This is a genomic window from Bradyrhizobium archetypum (assembly GCF_013114835.1).
Classification (GTDB): domain Bacteria; phylum Pseudomonadota; class Alphaproteobacteria; order Rhizobiales; family Xanthobacteraceae; genus Bradyrhizobium; species Bradyrhizobium archetypum.
Map to the genome: position 1 here is coordinate 210,832 of NZ_JAAVLW010000009.1, position 17,391 is coordinate 228,222.

The 17,391-nt window shown below is 62.8% G+C and carries 19 protein-coding genes; 12 read left to right on the forward strand and 7 right to left on the reverse strand.

What is annotated here, in order from left to right:
• Window positions 1-61: 61 nt before the first annotated feature.
• From HCN50_RS27730 to HCN50_RS27760, 7 genes are all read left to right on the forward strand, one after another.
• The gene (locus HCN50_RS27730; protein WP_171713066.1) at window positions 62-895 is read left to right on the forward strand and encodes an AraC family transcriptional regulator; all 834 of its coding nucleotides are present in this window, start codon (window positions 62-64) and stop codon (window positions 893-895) included.
• A 153-nt stretch (window positions 896-1,048) separates the two neighbouring features.
• Complete coding sequence (locus HCN50_RS27735; protein WP_171713067.1) at window positions 1,049-1,975, forward strand: SMP-30/gluconolactonase/LRE family protein; 927 nt, start codon at window positions 1,049-1,051, stop codon at window positions 1,973-1,975.
• Between the two features lie 114 nt (window positions 1,976-2,089).
• Window positions 2,090-2,683 (forward strand): GNAT family N-acetyltransferase, encoded by a 594-nt coding sequence (locus HCN50_RS27740; protein WP_171713068.1) that lies wholly within the window; start codon window positions 2,090-2,092, stop codon window positions 2,681-2,683.
• 26 nt (window positions 2,684-2,709) lie between these two features.
• Window positions 2,710-4,353 carry a GMC family oxidoreductase gene (locus HCN50_RS27745; RefSeq protein WP_171713069.1) on the forward strand — a complete coding sequence of 548 codons (1,644 nt, stop codon included), beginning with the start codon at window positions 2,710-2,712 and terminating at the stop codon, window positions 4,351-4,353.
• A gap of 16 nt (window positions 4,354-4,369) precedes the next feature.
• A complete protein-coding gene (locus HCN50_RS27750) occupies window positions 4,370-4,780 on the forward strand; it encodes a hypothetical protein (protein WP_171713070.1) in 411 nt (136 codons plus the stop codon).
• 221 nt (window positions 4,781-5,001) lie between these two features.
• Window positions 5,002-5,193, forward strand: a complete 192-nt coding sequence (locus tag HCN50_RS27755) for a hypothetical protein (RefSeq protein WP_171713071.1) — start codon at window positions 5,002-5,004, stop codon at window positions 5,191-5,193.
• Between the two features lie 47 nt (window positions 5,194-5,240).
• Window positions 5,241-5,948 (forward strand): hypothetical protein, encoded by a 708-nt coding sequence (locus tag HCN50_RS27760; protein ID WP_171713072.1) that lies wholly within the window; start codon window positions 5,241-5,243, stop codon window positions 5,946-5,948.
• Between the two features lie 48 nt (window positions 5,949-5,996).
• Here the strand turns inward: HCN50_RS27760 and HCN50_RS27765 are convergent, their stop codons facing one another.
• From HCN50_RS27765 to HCN50_RS27775, 3 genes are read right to left on the reverse strand one after another with little or no spacing between them, the layout of a single operon-like run.
• Window positions 5,997-6,977 (reverse strand): PDR/VanB family oxidoreductase, encoded by a 981-nt coding sequence (locus tag HCN50_RS27765; protein WP_171713073.1) that lies wholly within the window; start codon window positions 6,975-6,977, stop codon window positions 5,997-5,999.
• A gap of 8 nt (window positions 6,978-6,985) precedes the next feature.
• Window positions 6,986-7,738, reverse strand: coding sequence for a GntR family transcriptional regulator (locus tag HCN50_RS27770; protein ID WP_171713074.1), 753 nt, complete (start codon window positions 7,736-7,738; stop codon window positions 6,986-6,988).
• Between the two features lie 4 nt (window positions 7,739-7,742).
• On the reverse strand, window positions 7,743-8,792 hold the full coding sequence (locus HCN50_RS27775) for an aromatic ring-hydroxylating dioxygenase subunit alpha (protein ID WP_171713075.1): 1,050 nt from the start codon (window positions 8,790-8,792) through the stop codon (window positions 7,743-7,745).
• A 311-nt stretch (window positions 8,793-9,103) separates the two neighbouring features.
• On the opposite strand from HCN50_RS27775, the gene HCN50_RS27780 reads away from it, so the two are divergent.
• Window positions 9,104-9,244, forward strand: a complete 141-nt coding sequence (locus tag HCN50_RS27780; RefSeq protein WP_171713076.1) for a hypothetical protein — start codon at window positions 9,104-9,106, stop codon at window positions 9,242-9,244.
• A gap of 31 nt (window positions 9,245-9,275) precedes the next feature.
• On the opposite strand, the gene HCN50_RS27785 is transcribed toward HCN50_RS27780, so the two are convergent.
• From HCN50_RS27785 to HCN50_RS27795, 3 genes are all read right to left on the reverse strand, one after another.
• Window positions 9,276-10,778: a flavin-containing monooxygenase gene (locus HCN50_RS27785; protein ID WP_171713077.1), complete on the reverse strand. Its 1,503-nt coding sequence runs from the start codon at window positions 10,776-10,778 to the stop codon at window positions 9,276-9,278.
• Window positions 10,779-10,861: 83 nt separating this feature from the next.
• Window positions 10,862-11,704 (reverse strand): AAA family ATPase, encoded by an 843-nt coding sequence (locus HCN50_RS27790; protein ID WP_171713078.1) that lies wholly within the window; start codon window positions 11,702-11,704, stop codon window positions 10,862-10,864.
• A gap of 98 nt (window positions 11,705-11,802) precedes the next feature.
• Window positions 11,803-12,045, reverse strand: a complete 243-nt coding sequence (locus HCN50_RS27795) for a GlsB/YeaQ/YmgE family stress response membrane protein (RefSeq protein WP_171713079.1) — start codon at window positions 12,043-12,045, stop codon at window positions 11,803-11,805.
• 140 nt (window positions 12,046-12,185) lie between these two features.
• On the opposite strand from HCN50_RS27795, the gene HCN50_RS27800 reads away from it, so the two are divergent.
• From HCN50_RS27800 to sseA, 3 genes are all read left to right on the forward strand, one after another.
• Complete coding sequence (locus HCN50_RS27800) at window positions 12,186-13,361, forward strand: vWA domain-containing protein (protein WP_171713080.1); 1,176 nt, start codon at window positions 12,186-12,188, stop codon at window positions 13,359-13,361.
• A gap of 122 nt (window positions 13,362-13,483) precedes the next feature.
• Entirely contained in the window at window positions 13,484-13,897 is a 414-nt protein-coding gene (locus HCN50_RS27805) for a rhodanese-like domain-containing protein (RefSeq protein WP_171713081.1), read from the forward strand.
• A gap of 126 nt (window positions 13,898-14,023) precedes the next feature.
• Window positions 14,024-14,878: a 3-mercaptopyruvate sulfurtransferase gene (sseA, locus tag HCN50_RS27810; RefSeq protein WP_171713082.1), complete on the forward strand. Its 855-nt coding sequence runs from the start codon at window positions 14,024-14,026 to the stop codon at window positions 14,876-14,878.
• Between the two features lie 15 nt (window positions 14,879-14,893).
• Here the strand turns inward: sseA and HCN50_RS27815 are convergent, their stop codons facing one another.
• Window positions 14,894-15,691 carry a hypothetical protein gene (locus tag HCN50_RS27815; protein ID WP_171713083.1) on the reverse strand — a complete coding sequence of 266 codons (798 nt, stop codon included), beginning with the start codon at window positions 15,689-15,691 and terminating at the stop codon, window positions 14,894-14,896.
• A gap of 346 nt (window positions 15,692-16,037) precedes the next feature.
• Between HCN50_RS27815 and HCN50_RS27820 the strand changes: the two genes are divergently transcribed.
• Window positions 16,038-17,354 carry a L,D-transpeptidase gene (locus HCN50_RS27820; RefSeq protein WP_171713084.1) on the forward strand — a complete coding sequence of 439 codons (1,317 nt, stop codon included), beginning with the start codon at window positions 16,038-16,040 and terminating at the stop codon, window positions 17,352-17,354.
• The last annotated feature ends 37 nt before the right edge of the window (window positions 17,355-17,391 follow it).

Consider the following 17,391-nt stretch of genomic DNA (forward strand, 5'->3'; position numbering starts at 1 on the left):
GTCAAATGAGGCGCGGAGCAACCGATCATAATGCGGTTGCTTCGCATGAAGGCTGTCAGTCATGAATCCAGCCCAGAAGGCGCTCTGGTACATCGAAAGTCATCTCGCCGGGACGCTGACGCTCGACGAGATCGCCAACATTGCCGGCGTCTCGCGCTTTCATCTGGTGCGGGCGTTTGCCGCGGCAACCGGTCTTTCGGTGATGCGCTACGTGCGCGCCCGCAGGCTCAGCAAGGCGGCGCGTGCGCTGGCTGCCGGTGCGCCCGACATCCTAGGCCTCGCGCTGGATGCGGACTACAGTTCTCACGAAGCTTTCACCCGCGCGTTCCGCGACCATTTCGGCACAACGCCAGAAGTAGTCCGCGCCGCAACGTGCCTCGATCAACTCAAGCTTCAGGAGCCCATCATGATGGATTCAACCTTGCTCGATACGCTCAAGCCACCGCGCTTCGAAACTTCCAAACCGTTGCTGATCGCCGGCATCGGTGAGCGCTGCACGCACGAAAACGGCGGCGCCGGCATTCCGAATCAGTGGCAGAAGTTTCACCAAACCGTCGACGACATCCCGAACCGGATCGGAAAAGTGGCCTACGGCGTCTGCTGCAACGGCGACGATTCTGGTTTCGATTACATCGCCGGGGTCGAGGTTTCCGACTTTTCGGACCTGCCGCGCGAGTTTTCGCGCGTGCGGATTCCCGAAGCGAAATACGCCGTGTTCACCCACTCAGAGCACATCTCGGCCATTCGCCGCACCGTCAACACGATCTGGAATCACTGGCTGCCGACGTCAGGCATGAAGGCGGCAGATGCGCCGAGCTTCGAGCGCTACGACGAGAAGTTCGATCCCGCCACCGGCAATGGCGGGCTGGAGATATGGATCCCGGTCCACGGATGATCGCTGTCGCAATGCTGCCCTGCGCCAAGCAATCGCCCGGGGTTGCTTGGCAAGCGATGGCGGCTTTGCCATAACAGCGCGGAACGAAAATGTTGCGCGTGGGGACATCGGTTTTGCAAATCCGCCTGCGCCGAAGAAAAGCCGGGAGGATTCATGGCCGATATCCGCATTCTCGCTACCGACCTGGAATTTCCGGAGGGGCCGGTGGCGATGCCCGACGGCTCTGTGGTGCTAGTCGAAATCCGCGGCAAACGGCTGACGCGGGTTTATCCCGACGGGCGGAAAGAGATTGTCGCGCAAATCCCCGGCGGCCCGAATGGCGCAGCCCTCGGCCCCGACGGCAAGATGTACATCTGCAACAATGGCGGCTTTTCCTGGATCCCGACCCGCAACATGATCATGCCGGGGCCGCAGCCGGACGACTATCTCGGCGGCTCGATCCAGCGCGTCGATCTGCAGAGCGGCAAGGTCGAGACCGTCGTCGACAAATGCGGCGAGCATGGCTTACGCGGGCCGAACGATCTGGTGTTCGACAGGCATGGCGGGCTCTGGTTCTCCGATCTCGGCAAGCGCCGTGCCCGCGAGATGGATGTCGGAGGTATGTATTATCTCAAGCCCGACATGAAGGAGATCGCCGAGGTCGTGCATGGCGTGCTGCCCGCCAACGGCATTGGGCTCTCGCCCGACGAGCATACCGTCTACATTGCGGAAACGCCGACCGCGCGGCTGTGGGCCTACGATCTTTCCGAGCCCGGCACGCTGAAGCCGCGCGACGTGATTTATCGCGGCGAACGCGGCAAGCCGATCGCAGGGCTCGGCGGCTACCAGATGTTCGACTCACTGGCAGTGGAGGCGAACGGCAATATCTGCGTGGCGACGCTGGTCTCCGGCTGCATCTCGGTGATCGCGCCCGACGGCACGCTGATCGAGCAGGTGCCGACCGGCGACCGCGTCACCACCAATATCGCCTTCGGTGGACCAGAGCTGAAGACGGCGTACATCACGCTCTCGGGCAAGGGCGAGCTGATCGCGATGGACTGGGCGCGGCCGGGACTTCCGCTGAACTTTTTGAACAAGTGAACCGTCCACGTCATTGCGAGCGAAGCGAAGCAATCCATGCCACCATACGGGGATAGATGGATTGCTTCGTCGCTGTCGCTCCTCGCAAAGACGGTGGAAAGAGCGGAGTAGAGAATGGCCTTTCTTGAACCGGTTACCCTTCGCGGCGAGCGCGCGCGGCTGGAACCCTTGTCGCATGATCACATCGATGGCCTGGTGGAAGCGGTGAGGGACGGCGAGTTGTGGAAGCTCTGGTACACGTTCATTCCGACAGCCGAAAACATGAAAAAGGAGATCGACCGCCGGCTCGGCCTATTCGCGGCCGGCACGATGCTGCCGTTCACGGTGTTCGGTGCCGACGGCAAGGTCGCGGGCATGACGACCTATATGAACGTCGACGCACCCAACCGCCGCGTCGAGATCGGCTCCACCTGGTACGCCAAGCGCGTGCAGCGCAGCGCGCTCAATACGCAGTGCAAATTGCTGCTGCTGACGCATGCCTTCGAGAAGCTGGACTGCATTGCGGTAGAGTTCCGCACGCATTTCTTCAACCATCAGAGCCGGCGCGGCATCGAGCGCCTCGGCGCCAAGCAGGATGGTATCCTGAGAAGCCACCAGATCGCGCCGAACGGCACATTGCGCGACACCGTGGTTTACAGCATCATTGCCAGCGAATGGCCGACGGTGAAGGCGCATCTCACCTATCAACTCAACGACAAGCCGCGGTAAGTAAAGCCGCGCCAGAAAAAGAGACGATGGAAACGTTCGATTACGTGATTATCGGCGCGGGCTCTGCGGGCAGCGTGCTCGCCAACCGCCTCAGTGAAGATTCCAATACCCGCATCTGCGTGCTCGAAGCGGGCGGCAAGGACTGGCATCCCTACATCCATCTGCCGGCCGGCTTCATCAAGACGTTCCACATGAAGAGCGTCAACTGGGCCTACAGCCAGGAGCCGGGCCCATGGACCGGCGGGCGCAGCATCTACGCGCCGCGTGGCAAGACGCTCGGCGGCTCGTCGTCGATCAACGGCCATATCTATAATCGCGGCCAGCGCCAGGATTTCGACACCTGGGCGCAGCTAGGCAATCGCGGCTGGGGCTATCCGGACGTGCTGCCCTATTTCAAGCGGCTGGAATGCCGCGTCGGCGAGTGCGACGAGACCTATCGCGGCCGCGAAGGCAGTCTCACCGTCACCACGATGGACTGGAAGGATCCGCTCTGCGAGGCCTTCATGGAGGGCGCCGTCAGCCTCGGGATTCCGCGCAATCCCGACTATAACGCCGAAACCCAGGAGGGCGTGTCCTACTGCCAGCGCACCATTCAGAATGGGTTGCGCATGAGCGCGGCCAAGGCGTTCCTGCATCCGGCGCGGAAGCGGGGCAATGTCGATGTGCGGACGCATGCACATGTCACCAACATCATCTTCGAGGGCAAACGCGCGATCGGTGTGCGTTACCTCAGGGGTGGCAAGGGCGGCACGCCGGTCGAGGTGCGCGCCAACAAGGAAGTCATTCTTTCGGGCGGCGCCTACAACTCACCGCAGGTACTGCAATTGTCCGGCGTCGGCTCGCCGGAACTGTTGCAATCGCACGGCATCGAGGTCCGTCACGCGCTGCCGGGCGTCGGCGAAGGCCTGCAGGATCATTACGCGCCGCGTTCGGTTGCGCGCGTCAAGAACATCAGGACCATCAACGAACTGCGGCGCGGCCTGAGCCTTTGGGTCGAGGCCTTGAAATGGGCGACGACACGGCGCGGCCTGCTCTCGCTGTCGCCGACCATGGTCTATTGCTTCTGGCATTCCGGCGAGACCACCGAGAGCTCCGATCTGCAGCTCACCTTCACACCGGCCAGCTACAAGGAAGGCGTGCAGGGCGAGCTCGAGGACGAGCCCGGCATGACGGTGGCCTCATGGCAGCAGCGCCCGGAGAGCCGCGGCTATGTCCGGATCCGCTCGGCCGATCCGTTCGCGGCGCCGATTATCCAGACCAATTATCTGGTGGAAGAGATCGACCGCCGCGTCGTCGTCGCCGGCATGAAGCTGGCGCGCCGGCTGCTCGCGTCCAAGCCGCTCGCGCCCTATTACGCCTATGAGGATTTCCCGGGGCCGAAGGTGCAGAGCGATGACGAATTCTTGGCCGCCGCCACCGAGCGCGGCACCACCACGTTCCATCCCGGCTGCACCTGCCGCATGGGACCGGCGGATGCCAAATGGGCCGTGGTCGACGATCAGTTGCGCGTGCACGGATTGCAGGGCCTTCGTGTCGTCGATGCCTCGATCATGCCGCGCATGATCTCCGCCAATCTCAACGCTTCGACGCTGATGATCGCCGACAAGGCCTCCGACATGATCCGCGGCAAGACCGCGCTGGAAGCGGTCAGATTCCCGGTGTCGGCCTAGCATTGGCGCGAGGAGCATGGCGTTCGCGATCAAGGCCGAAATTTCCGATCTGCGGCCGAAGACGTTCGCGTTGTCAGCGCAAAAGACCATGTATGGCGGCAAGCATATCGCCGAAGGCGACAAGGTTTTCGTGTTTGCGAGCGAGAACGAGGGCGGGCAGGGCCTTGTCGCGCGCGGCATTGTCATTTCAGCCAAAGCGATCGCCAGGAAGCGCGGCATCACCAGGCAAACACCACGTGTGAGCGTCACCATCAGACGCACCGCGCTCGCGAAGCGGCGGCTGGGGCGGAGCGAGCTCAAGCATTTCACCGACTGGAATGACGGCCAGCCCGGCACCGAGCTCAATTTCAAGTTCTATCGTCAGGCAACGAACAAGATCGCCGGCATCTCGGACGAAGCGGCGGCGTTCCTCGACGAATTCTTCTAGGGGCGCGTGGGCTCATAAGGCGTGGCGTTCGGCCATGGCACCATCGATCCAATAGGCTCGGGTTCCAGCATGTCTCATATATGCCGCACTGTAGACCTATCCTTCGAACGTGTCTGATCTGCCGCACTGTAGACGTATTCCGACGGTCATGCTCATGGCGGGTCTGAGGGAACGCGAAGCGGTTTACTGCCTTGTTTCGTCTAACCTGGAGAAAAAGCACGGTGAAGAAAATTGTGATTATTGCGGGCGCGACGCTTGCCGTGGTGACTGCCGCTGGCGCTGCCGACATTCCGCGCGCACAGCCCGTCTATCAGCAGGCCCAAATCGGCAAGATGCCGATTGGCAAGACCCCAATTGGAAAGACCCCAGTCGGCAAGACGCCCGTCGCGCCGCGGCCCTATGTGCGGTACTAAGGTCTCGCTGAATCCGACCTTTATCGTCGACAGTTGAAGGGCGAAGCGTGGCAAATAGGCCGAAGAGGTTAGGGCTGTGCTTGCTTGCGGGATTCGCACTCGCTGTCTTGCTCGAGTGCAAAATTCAATCAGCTTCTGCACACGAGACGGACAATCGCGCCCGCTCGGAACGTTTCATTTCCCAGAAACCGGAGGTCCACAAGCGCACCGCCGCCGCGAATGCGCTTGCCTCCAGTGAGGCGCCCATTGAGTCCAAACCGGCGCCTGTATCGACTCGAAAGGCGGGATCGAGATCGGCAAAGGGCCCGTACTACGTCGATTTCAGAGCCAGGACGGCGGCGAGCTGGGGACATGCTTTCGTCTGGTTCGGGAAGACAAGTGAGCGAGCCGTTGAAGTCGCAGGCCTTACCCCTGCGGGAGACACCGCGGCTTATATACTTGGTCATTTGACGTGGGTGCCGTCCGAGACCACGGCGAGCTATGGCGATCTTGATCCGCAATACTTGACCGCTAGTTACCGGGTTTACTTGAACGGGCCGGACGCAAAAAGGGTTTTCGCATACATCAAGAGATTACAGGCGAGCTCACCGGTCTGGAACGCCGAAACAACCAATTGCACTGCGTTTATCGGCAGCATCGCGGAGTTCATGGGATTGAAAGTTCCTCACCGCTGGCAGCGCCCTGAGGAGTACGTCAACAATCTCAAGGCGATGAATGGCGGGCGCCAGATAGTCCACCTGGCGTCAGAGCAATAGCTCGCATTCGTCCTTCCCGCCCTGGCGCGACCGCGCCCAATCCAGGTGCTAGACAGCCTCAGCCCGATACAACGTATCGATTGTCACAACGCCGATCGCCCGCGACACACAGGGACAGATCTTGCGGTTGTCCTGCTTCTGCTGGTCGCTGAAGAACACGTCGCGATGGTCGATCTCGCCCTCGACGGCGACGACGTCGACGGCGCAGACACCGCATTCGCCGCGCTGGCAGTCTGAGATCACCTCGAAGCCGGCGCCGTTCAGTGCGTCGAGCATCGAGCTGTTCTGCGGCACCACCAGTTCGGTGTCCATATCCTTCAGCCGCACGCGGAATTCCGCGGTCGGTTTCAACCCGCTGGAGCCGAAGGTCTCGTAGCGGAGATCGGCGGGCGCTCTACCTGCCTCGTTCCAGGCGCGCCGCGCAGCTTCCAGCATCCGCATCGGCCCGCAAATGACGGCGACAGCGTCGTCCGGCAGGGCGCGGAAGGTGGCTTCGAGATGGAGCCGCGCGCCTTCATCGGAGGCGTAGACGTTCAGCCGATCGCCGAGCAGCGTTGAGAGCTCGTCGAGGAAGGCGGCATCGCCGCGCGATTTCACGGCATAGTGCAGGGCAGCGTCGATATTCGTGCGGCGGAGCGCGGCCGCGATACTAACGATCGGCGTGATGCCGATGCCGCCGGCGATCAGGCAATAGCTTTTGCGGCTCCAGTCGATGTCGAGCAGCGAGGTCGGATTGGTCGCCTCAACCCGCGCGCCTTCTTGCAAATTCCACATGCCGCGCGAGCCGCCGCGGCTGTCCGGCGCCAGCCGCACCGCGATCCGATAAGTGGCTGCATCGCCGTTCTCCACCAGCGAATAGGAGCGCCGCGCCGGCTGCCCGTCGATCAGCAGGGAGACGGTGATATGGCTGCCGGGCGGGTAGGGCGCGATACGGCCGGTCTCGGGACGCAGGCGGAATTCGCGGATCGTCGGCGTCACGTCGCGGATCGTCTCGATAGTGCACCAGCTCCATTGCTCGGCAAAACGCATGGGCGATCCTATTCGGCTGACGATTTGAGCAGAGCGAGCGCCGGCAATAGGTCGAGATGCGTGCGGTTGCGGATCGCCAGCCGCAGATTGCGCGCCGCAAGCCGCGAATGCTCGCGCATCACGGCTTCGGCCCGTGCGCCCTCGCGGTTCTCGATCGCATCGACCACGATGCGGTGATGGTCCTGCCCGATCAGCAGGATCTGATGCGCCTCCGGCAGCGCCGACTGCGCCATCACGAACGCGCTTGGTGAGGCGAATGGCAGTGCGGAAACGCGGTCAATTTCACGGATCAACGGCGCGCTGGCGGATAGCTCGTTGAGTAGCGCGTGGAAGCGCGCGTTCATTGTCACGTAAGCCGAAAACGCCTCGACCGAGATCGGATCCTGACGCACCAGTTGGTCGAGATCGCCCAGGCATTCCTTGAGCGGCTCGAGGCTGCGCGCACTGACGCCCCGCTCGGCGGCGAAGCGGGCGGCAAGGCCCTCCAGCGTGCCGCGCAATTCGATCGAATCCAGAATGTCGCGCTCGGTGAATGCCTTCACCATGAAGCCGCCGGAGGGGATCGCCTGCAGCAGGCCCTCATCCTCCAGCCGCACCAGCGCCAGCCGCACCGGCGTCCGCGACACGCCGGTGATATCGACTGCCTGCAATTCGGATATGCGTTCGCCCGGGCGCAGCCGTCCGGACAGGATCATATCTCGCAATGCGAGCTGCGCGCGCACGGTCTGCGAGACGGAGCGTTCGGCGTCGCGCTCGCTCATGTTCTTACTCCGCGGCCTGCATGGCCTGCGGCGCGGTCTCGCGCGCGACCATGCGATCGATCACGCGCCGCGCCCACATTGCGCCGGCGTCGATGTTGAGGTTGTAGAAGGTGCGGTCCGGGTTCTCGTCCATCGCGCGCTGCTGCGCTTCGAGGATCAGTTCGTCCTCGCGGAAGATGTTGGAAACGCCTTCACGGATCTCGGTGGTCAGCCGCTGCTCGGAGATCCGGTAGTTGCGGACGAACGCCCAGAAATAGTGGCAGGTGGTTGCGGTCTCCGGCGTCATGGTGTTGAGCACGAAGCCGTTGACGCCCTGCGAACGGTCGCCTTCCGGCGCGCCGGTGCCGGCAGGCGCAACGCCGACGTCGATATTGACGGTGCCGGGCGCCTGGAAGTGGATGATCTGCCAGCGGTCGACCGGCCCTTGTTTTTGCAATTGCGCGGCCCAGAACGGTGGCGCCTCGATCCCTTTCATCCAGCGCGTCACCGTCACGGTCTTGTCGCCATGGGTGACATCGAACGGGGCTTCGGCGACATGATCATTGCCGATGCTGGAGCCGTGCACGAAGGTCTCGTGGGTAAGATCCATCAGGTTGTCGACCACCAGGCGATAGTCGCACTTAACATGGATGGTCTTGCCGTCGCCGGCCCAGGCCGGATCGTCGTTCCAATGCATGTCCGGCACCAGCGCCGGATCGGCCAGCGCCGGATCGCCCATCCATAGCCAGATGAAGCGGTGGCGTTCGACGACGGGATAAGAGCGCACGCAGGCGGACGGGTTGATGGTGTCCTGCGAGGGCATGTAGGTGCAGCGGCCCTGCGCGTTGAACTTCAGCCCGTGATAGCCGCAGACGACGGTGTCGCCGTCGAGCCGTCCCTTCGAGAGCGGCACCAGGCGGTGCCAGCAGGCGTCCTCCAGCGCACACACACGCCCATTGGACTGGCGGTACATCACGACATGCTTGCCGCAGATCGTGCGCGGAAACAGCGCGTGCTTGATGTCGGCATCCCAAGCGGCGGCGTACCAGGCATTGAGCGGGAATGAGGACGGCATAGCTGCACTCCATGTGCTGAGTGCATCATGTATACATTATGTGCCTGTTTATGGCAAATATGCCGAAGTAACGGTGCTAAAATACCATAAAAGTATACTGATTCTCTGTGAAATGGCTCATTTGGCTCGCATTGCTTAGCCGTCACCTGATGGACGATCGAAGTGCAGCGATCGGCAATGAACGAATCGGCTGGGACAATCGATATCCGGAAACCGCACTAATGCGATGAAAGGAGGCACGATGACATCTCAAGGATCGGCCCTCAGGCTGTTCGACCTGATACAGTCGCACCGTGTAACGGCAGTGATCTATGTGGCGGCCAGGCTGGGCCTCGCCGAGCTGTTGCGGCACCGAGCGGCAATATCGCGAACTGCTCGAGCAAAGCGGCTTCGGGCTGGCTCAGGTCTATCCGGCCGGCCGCTTCAACGTGATCGAGGCGCGATCCGCTTGAGGGTGGATATCTCCGTCACGCGGCATCACACCTAGCCGTACACGAACGCCTTGTCCTTCAGATCGATGGCCGGGAATTCGTCCTTCTCCGCCCAGTAATCCTGATTGTGCTGCCATTCCGGCTTGTCGCCGCGCTTGGGCAATAGGTGCATGCCGCGCATCATGTAGCCGGGATTGAAGTTCTCCGGGTCGATCCACGGCAATAGCGGCATGTTGTGGTCTTCGGGACGAAGCTGCGGCGTCACCTTTTTTGCGCCGGTCTCTTTCATGTGCTTGAGCAGCCGGCAGACAAAGTCGGCGACGAGGTCGACGCGCAGCGTCCAACTCGCGCGGAAATAGCCGAACACCCAGACGAGGTTCGGCACGCCCGTAAACATCATGCCGCGATAGGTCACGGTGTCGGCGAAGTCGAGCGGCTTGCCGTCGATGGCGAATTCGATGTCGCCATTGGCGCAGAGGTTGAAGCCGGTCGCGGTGACGATGATATCGGCCTCCAGCTCCTTGCCGGACTTCAGCAAGATGCCCTTTTCGGTGAAGCTCTCGATCTCGTCGGTAACGACGGAGGCCTTGCCGGACTTGATGCCCTGGAACAGGTCGCCGTCCGGAATGAAGGCGATGCGCTGCCGCCACGGCCGGTATCTCGGCGTGAAGTGGGTCGCGATGTCGTAATCCTTGCCGAGATAGGCCTCGACCGCCGACAGCAAATCCTTCTTGGCCGCTTCAGGTTCGTTGAACGTCTTGCGGGTGAAGGCGTCTTGATCGAACAGAATTTTTCGCCGGGTGATTTCGTGGATCCAGGTCTCGTCGATTTGCAGTTTGCGCAGCTCTTCGGCGATCTCGATCGCATTCCGCCCGGTGCGGAAATACGTCGGCGAACGCTGCAGCATGGTGACATGGGCGCAATCGGGCGCCAATGCCGGGATCAGGGTCGCTGCGGTCGCGCCCGAGCCGATCACGATGACGCGCTTGTCCTTGTAGTCGAGGTCCTCGGGCCATTTCTGCGGATGAACGATCGGGCCCTCAAACTTCGCCATGTCCTTCCACTGCGGCGTATAGCCCTCGGTGTGGCGGTAATAGCCTTGGCACATCCAGAAGAAATTGGTGGTGAAGCGAAGCTGCTCGCCGGTGTCGGTGCGCGTGGCTTCGATGGTCCAGAGATTTTCCTCGCTCGACCATTTTGCGGAGGTGATGGTGTGCTGATAGCGGATGTGAGGCGCAAGATCGTTCTCCTCGATCACTTCGCCCATGTATTTAAGGATCTCGGCGGCGGTTGCGATCGGCGCCGACGTCCACGGCTTGAAGCGGTAGCCGAAGGTATGCAGGTCGCTGTCGGAGCGGATGCCGGGATAGCGGTGGGTGGTCCAGGTGCCGCCGAACGTCTTCTGCGCCTCCAGCGCCACGAACGTAGTTCCCGGGCATTGCGTGGTGAGATGATAGGCGGCGCCGACGCCCGAGATGCCCGCGCCGGCGATCACGACGTCGAAATGCTCAGTGGTGCGCGGCGAAGTGCTGTCGATCTGTGCCTGAACGTTCATCTTCCCTGTTCTTTTTCATTTGTTGCTTTTAAAAAACGAAACGCCAGAACGTTTAGGTTCTGGCGCCGCAGGTCGTCAGCGAACTACACTTCGCGTCGGCTGAGGAAGGCCAGCCGCTCGAACAGGTGCACGTCCTGTTCGTTCTTCAAGAGCGCGCCGTGTAGCGGCGGGATCAGCTTGCGCGGATCGCGCTCCCGGAGCATTTCCGGCGTAATGTCTTCGTTGAGCAGCAGCTTGAGCCAGTCGAGCAGCTCCGAGGTCGAAGGCTTCTTCTTCAGCCCCGGCACTTCGCGCACCTCGAAGAAGATGCGCAAGGCTTCTTCCACCAGGCGCTTCTTGATGCCGGGGAAGTGCACGTCGACGATCCGGCTCATGGTCTCGGCGTCGGGGAATTTGATGTAGTGGAAGAAGCAGCGGCGCAGGAAGGCGTCCGGCAGTTCCTTCTCGTTGTTCGAGGTGATCATCACGATCGGGCGCAGGCTCGCCTTGATATTCTCGCCGGTCTCGTAGACGAAGAACTCCATGCGATCGAGTTCGAGCAACAGGTCGTTTGGAAATTCGATATCGGCCTTGTCGATCTCGTCGATCAGGAGCACCGGGCGCTTGTCGTGAGTGAAGGCTTCCCACAATTTGCCGCGCTTGATGTAGTTGGACATGTCGGAGACGCGGGGGTCGCCGAGCTGGCTGTCGCGCAGGCGCGACACCGCGTCGTATTCATACAGACCCTGCTGCGCCTTGGTGGTCGACTTGATGTGCCAGGTCAGAAGCGGCGCACCGAGCGCCTTGGCGACTTCTTCCGCCAGCACGGTCTTGCCGGTGCCGGGCTCGCCCTTCACCAGCAGCGGGCGCTCGAGCACGATCGAGGCGTTGACGGCGACCTTGAGGTCGTCGGTGGCGACATAGTCCTTGGTGCCGGTAAATTTCATCTATCCGTTTGCCTTGTTGTTCGTCCGTCAGCCGCTCGCGGCCTGAACAGTAAACGACCGCCGGTCCGGCGGTCGCGATTGGAATTGATGCCCTATCCTCAGCGTCTGATCAGCGACAGGATCACCAGGATGATTACCGCGCCGATCGTGGCGTTGATGATGTCGCGGACCCAGCCTCCACCGAGGTGGACGCCGAGTTGCGGCAACAGCCAGCTCGCCAACAGCGCGCCGATGATGCCAACCACGATATTGCCGATCAGTCCGAAACCTGCCCCGCGCACGATCAGCCCGGCAAGCCAGCCCGCAATACCGCCGATGATCAGCGCCGCAATGATCCCCATTGAATTTCCCCTGCCGGAATAAGCCTTTTGCGACTCAATTGTAATTGAAAAAGCCTCCCGGTCTAGGCCTGCCAGCTATGCGCTGGCCTTTGCCATGCCTGGCCCTTGACGCGCGCCATCCGGCGGGCAATCTGTATTCCATGTTCCTGCAATTCTTTACATCGTTGCGCGACGCGCAGGTCCCGGTGACGCTGCGCGAATATCTGACGCTGATGGAGGCGCTCGACGCCGACCTCGCCGATCAGACGGTGGAGAATTTCTATTATCTCTCCCGCGCCGCATTGGTGAAGGACGAGCGCAACCTCGACAAATTCGACCGCGTCTTCGGCACCGTATTCAAGGGGCTGGAGAACCTTCTGGACGCCATGGACAAGGCTGAGATCCCCGAGGAGTGGCTGAAGAAGCTCGCGGAGAAATACCTCACCGAGGACGAGAAGAAGCAGATCGAAGCCATGGGCTGGGACAAGCTCATGGAGACGCTTCGCAAGCGACTCGAAGAGCAGAAGGGCCGCCACCAGGGCGGCAACAAGTGGATCGGCACGGCCGGCACCTCGCCGTTCGGCGCCTATGGCTACAATCCGGAAGGCGTGCGGATCGGCCAGGAGAAGAACCGCAACAACCGCGCCGTGAAGGTGTGGGACAAGCGCGAGTTCAAGGATCTCGACGGCAATGTCGAACTCGGCATCCGCAACATCAAGATTGCGCTGCGCCGCCTGCGCAAATTCGCCCGTACCGGCGCTCCGGATGAGCTCGATCTCGACACCACCATCCGGGAGACCGCCAACCACGGCTATCTCGACGTCGTGATGCGTCCCGAGCGTCGCAACGCGGTGAAGGTTCTGGTGTTCTTCGACATCGGCGGCTCGATGGATTCGCATATCGAGCAGGTCGAGGAATTGTTCTCGGCGGCGAAGTCCGAATTCAAGCACATGGAATATTTCTACTTCCACAACTGCCTGTATGAAGGCGTGTGGAAGCAGAACAAGCGCCGCTTCACCGACCGCACGCCGACCTGGGACGTGCTGCATAAATATCCGCACGACTACAAGGTGGTGTTCGTCGGCGATGCCTCGATGTCGCCGTACGAGATCATGGTGCCGGGCGGCTCGGTCGAGCACGTCAATGAGGAAGCCGGCGCGGTCTGGCTGGAGCGCATCACGCACACCTATCCGCACACCGTGTGGCTCAATCCGGTGGCGCAGAAGCACTGGGACTATTCGGAATCCACCACGATCATCCGGCGGCTGTTTTCTGATCGGATGTATCCGATCACGATCGAAGGGCTTGAAGCCGCAATGAAGGAATTGGTGCGGTAATCACCGTCATTCCGGGGCGCGAAGCGAACCCGGAATCTTGATCGAATGAAGTAACCTCTAGATTCCGGGTTCGCGCTGCGCGCGCCCCAAAATGACGGCAAGAAGATGAAAGGCGCAAATCAATGCCCCAGACCATCCACCGCGGGATCAAATCCCTGCTCGACGAGGCCAATGCCGAAATCGAGACCGTCAGCGCCACTGAGGCCATCAAGGCCGCGCAGGATCCGGGCGTCGTGATCGTCGATATCCGCGATCCCCGCGAAATCGAGCGTGAGGGCAGGATCCCCGGCGCCTTCGCCTGCACACGCGGGATGCTGGAATTCTGGATCGATCCGCACAGCCCCTATGCCAAGCCGATATTCCAGGAGGACAAGAAGTTCATCTTCCACTGCGCCGGCGGCTTGCGGTCGGCGCTCGCGGCCAAGACCGCGCAGGACATGGGGCTGAAGCCGGTCGCGCATATGGGCGGTGGTTTCGCCGCCTGGCGCGACGCCGGCGGCCCGATCGAGAAGTGGGAGCCGAAGAAGAAGACTTGAATTTCTCCGCGTCATTCCGGGATGATCCGAAGGACCAGACCCGAAATCTCGAAATTCTCAGGTGCGCAAGCGCGCACCACAGTTCACGCTTCGCGTGCCCCGGAATGACAGCAAGGATTTCGCACTATGCCCGCCACCACCGACCCGCTCGTTTCCACCGAATGGCTCGCCGCGCACCTGAACGATCGCAACCTCAGGATCGTCGACGCCTCGTTCAAGATGCCCGGCGTATTGCCGCTGCCGCAGGATGACTATCTCGCTTCCCACATTCCGGGCGCGGTGTTCTTCGACGTCGATGCGGTATCCGATCATTCCAATCCGCTGCCGCATATGTTCCCATCCGCCGAGCAATTCGGCCGCGACGTCGGCGCGCTCGGGATCGGCAATGACGACACCGTCGTGGTCTATGATTCCGGCGGCTGGGTTGCGGCGCCGCGGGTGTGGTGGATGTTCCTGTCGTTCGGCAAGGAGGTGCGCATCCTCAATGGCGGCCTGAAGAAATGGGTCGCGGAGGGCCGCAAGGTCGAGAAGGGCGAGGTGACGCCGAAACCCAAGCTGTTCAATGCGACGTTCGATGCGCGGCGCGTGCGCAGCATGCAACAGCTCGTTGCAAATCTCGCAAGCCGCGCCGAGCAGGTGATCGATGCGCGCGCCAACGAGCGCTATCAGGGCAAGGTGGCCGAGCCGCGGCCGGGCCTTCGCTCCGGTCACATCCCGGGCAGCCTCAGCCTGCCCTACAACAACCTGTTCGACGCTGCGACCGGCACGATGAAATCGCTCGAGGAATTGCGGGCTGCGTTCGCAGGCGCCGGCGTGAAGCTCGACGCGCCGATCGTGACGAGCTGCGGCTCCGGCGTCAGCGCCGCCGTGCTGACCCTGGCGCTGTACCGCCTCGGTGTCGAGAACCCGGCGCTGTATGACGGCTCATGGACGGAGTGGGGCGCAGCCGATGGCCCGCCCGTCGCGACCGGCCCGGCTTGATCCAGATGGATGCGCCTACCGCGTTGCGCGGGGAGCCTGTAATTGCGCGAACGGGTTGGCCTGTAGCTGCTGTTGTGCCAACGCCGCCTCTCGGGCCAGCTGCGCGCGTTGCGCCGCAACCCGCCGCCGTTCCCGGGCGCGCTCCGCGGCTCGCTTCCTGATGGCGCTGCGGTCCGGCTTGGCTTCCATGGTTTTGGCCGCGGTCTTTTCATCGACGATCACAGCGGGACCGCCGAGCGTCGCGATCCGGCTCGCGGCCGGATTATCTTCGAACGAATAGATATCCGCTGCTGGGTCCGGCGCTGGCGGAACGGCAGCGGGTTGCGGCGTTTCCGCGATCGCGGCGAGCTTCACCTCCGCATTGGCAGCCGGCGCTTCGAATGCAGCCGGGGCGGGCCGTGCAACCAGCGTCTCGGCCGTCGCCTCCTTCGGCGGGGTTTCGGGCCTGGCGGCTTCGGCCGGCACCGGCTCTGACGGCCTCGCGGCGGCCAGTTTCTCGGGCTCGTCCGAACTGACGTCCGGAATCGGCGCAGCCTGGACCGGGGTCTCCCAGGCTGCTTCCGGAACGACGGCGGGTAGGACATTGTCGGCCGGTTTCTCCGCGACCGGCGGATCGATGCGAAGCAGCGCCAGGGTTGGCGGCGGGTCATCGCTCTGGCGGGCAAACATCGGCTCGGGCGCCGCCCGTCGGGAGGGAAGATTGGCAAATTCCTCATGTGCGGCGCGCAACAGCGCGGCAGCGCCAAGACCAAAAATTAGGATCGACATCGACAGCACGATGGCGGCGAACAGAAAACGAAAGCCGGGAAGCATGGACTCGGGTTCCGCCCTCCTTGATTCTCTGGAGGGTCATTGATTGCCAGGGGAACGCGGTGACCACTATGCGGGCCGGAAATCGCGGGGCGGGCGCGTGCGAATCAGGCCGATTCGAGAGTATCTCAACGCAGCGGGGTTTTTTGTTACAAAATCTGCGGTTTGACGTCGCTCATCACGCGCAAACGGCGATTTCCAGCGCGCTGAGACATCTTTGCCGCAGCCCGATGATCCATCACAAATGACCGGCCCGGGCCGAATTTCGCGGATTTGTCTTGAATGCGCCGCTATCTTCCGTCATCTGCCGTTAACCGTCCGGTGGGGCTTGGGGTCTATACATAAGGCGATGATGAACAACCGCATTCTGACGATTTGTGCCGCCATTGCCGCTGGCATGGCGGGAACTTCGCTCGCCCATGCGCAGGGCTATCCGTCAGCCGCTGGCCCGGTTTATTCGACGGCACCAGGCCCGTATGTCCAGGGCGGCTATCCGGCCGACGATCGCCGCGGACCCGGCGAGCCTGATTTTGACGCATTGGATGATGACGACACGCCGAACGCGCCTGCTACGGCCGCGTTGCCGCCGCCCGGTCCCGTGCTGTCGCCCTCTGATCCCCGTTATGGCCGCCCCGCGCAGGCGCCGGTTTATTCGGACCGTGGCGCGCCGATGCCCACGGGCCCGATCCTTTCTCCCGACGATCCGCGCTATGGCCGCCCGGCCACCGCCGCGGCGCCCACCGGCCCGATCCTGTCGCCCGACGATCCACGCTACGGTCGTCCGGCCGGTCCGCCACCGGTGATCTATGCCGACCGTCCGCCAGGATCGCAGCCACAGGTCTATTCGGATCGCGGCGATAGCCGCATTCCCGGCGCCGGCATCGTCTATCCGAACGACGACCGCGCTGGTCTGCGTCCGCCCGGAGCGATCGGCGCTGCGCCGGGTGCCAGCGGTGCGCAGCCGCAGCAACCCGCCGTCGGCGCTGACGGCAAGCCGGTGCAGCTCGCTGCGCTGCCGCCGGAAGAGCAGCCGGAAGTGGGCCCTGCGCAGCTTCCGCCGCACCTGCGTCGCCAGGAAGTGTCGTTCGCGACCAAGGAGCCCGCCGGCACCATCGTCGTCGATACCGCCAATACCCATCTCTATTACGTGCTCGGTGGCGGCCGCGCGATCCGCTACGGCGTCCGCGTCGGGCGCGATGGCTTCACCTGGAATGGCGTGCAGAAGATCAGCCGCAAGGCCGAGTGGCCGGATTGGCATCCGCCGACCGAGATGATCGAGCGCCAGCCTTATCTGCCGCGCTTCATGGCCGGCGGCCCCGGAAATCCGCTCGGCGCGCGCGCCATGTATCTCGGTTCGACCATCTACCGCATTCACGGCACCAATCAGCCCTCGACGATCGGCAAGTTCGTCTCCTCGGGCTGCATCGGCATGCTGAACGAGGACGTCTCCGACCTGTTCGAGCGCGCCAAGGTCGGCACCCGCGTGGTGGTGCTGCCCGGTGGCCCGCCGCCCGCCAACACCGCAAGCGCGTCGGCCGCCCCGGCGCCCGCGGCTGGTCCGGCTGCTGCTGTAGCTTCCGGACCGGCACAGGCGCAATTGGCGCCTGTTCCCGGCACGCAGCAGACGGTCGTGCCGCCGCTGCCTGCACCGGTGACGGTACGTTAGGTCGTTAGTCGCAAAACGATGTTTCGAAGGCGCGCCC

Excerpts from the sequence above, each read along its gene's own strand:
- HCN50_RS27780 (WP_171713076.1), top strand. The coding sequence starts at position 9,104 with ATGTGGCGGCCAGGCTGGGCCTCGCCGAGCTGTTGCGGCACCGAGCGG.
- HCN50_RS27785 (WP_171713077.1), bottom strand. The coding sequence starts at position 10,778 with ATGAACGTTCAGGCACAGATCGACAGCACTTCGCCGCGCACCACTGAG.
- HCN50_RS27805 (WP_171713081.1), top strand. The coding sequence starts at position 13,484 with ATGCCCCAGACCATCCACCGCGGGATCAAATCCCTGCTCGACGAGGCC.
- HCN50_RS27740 (WP_171713068.1), top strand. The coding sequence starts at position 2,090 with ATGGCCTTTCTTGAACCGGTTACCCTTCGCGGCGAGCGCGCGCGGCTG.
- HCN50_RS27750 (WP_171713070.1), top strand. The coding sequence starts at position 4,370 with ATGGCGTTCGCGATCAAGGCCGAAATTTCCGATCTGCGGCCGAAGACG.
- HCN50_RS27765 (WP_171713073.1), bottom strand. The coding sequence starts at position 6,977 with ATGCGTTTTGCCGAGCAATGGAGCTGGTGCACTATCGAGACGATCCGC.
- HCN50_RS27800 (WP_171713080.1), top strand. The coding sequence starts at position 12,186 with ATGTTCCTGCAATTCTTTACATCGTTGCGCGACGCGCAGGTCCCGGTG.
- HCN50_RS27770 (WP_171713074.1), bottom strand. The coding sequence starts at position 7,738 with ATGAGCGAGCGCGACGCCGAACGCTCCGTCTCGCAGACCGTGCGCGCG.
- HCN50_RS27790 (WP_171713078.1), bottom strand. The coding sequence starts at position 11,704 with ATGAAATTTACCGGCACCAAGGACTATGTCGCCACCGACGACCTCAAG.
- HCN50_RS27745 (WP_171713069.1), top strand. The coding sequence starts at position 2,710 with ATGGAAACGTTCGATTACGTGATTATCGGCGCGGGCTCTGCGGGCAGC.
- sseA (WP_171713082.1), top strand. The coding sequence starts at position 14,024 with ATGCCCGCCACCACCGACCCGCTCGTTTCCACCGAATGGCTCGCCGCG.
- HCN50_RS27820 (WP_171713084.1), top strand. The coding sequence starts at position 16,038 with ATGATGAACAACCGCATTCTGACGATTTGTGCCGCCATTGCCGCTGGC.
- HCN50_RS27735 (WP_171713067.1), top strand. The coding sequence starts at position 1,049 with ATGGCCGATATCCGCATTCTCGCTACCGACCTGGAATTTCCGGAGGGG.
- HCN50_RS27730 (WP_171713066.1), top strand. The coding sequence starts at position 62 with ATGAATCCAGCCCAGAAGGCGCTCTGGTACATCGAAAGTCATCTCGCC.
- HCN50_RS27815 (WP_171713083.1), bottom strand. The coding sequence starts at position 15,691 with ATGCTTCCCGGCTTTCGTTTTCTGTTCGCCGCCATCGTGCTGTCGATG.
- HCN50_RS27775 (WP_171713075.1), bottom strand. The coding sequence starts at position 8,792 with ATGCCGTCCTCATTCCCGCTCAATGCCTGGTACGCCGCCGCTTGGGAT.
- HCN50_RS27795 (WP_171713079.1), bottom strand. The coding sequence starts at position 12,045 with ATGGGGATCATTGCGGCGCTGATCATCGGCGGTATTGCGGGCTGGCTT.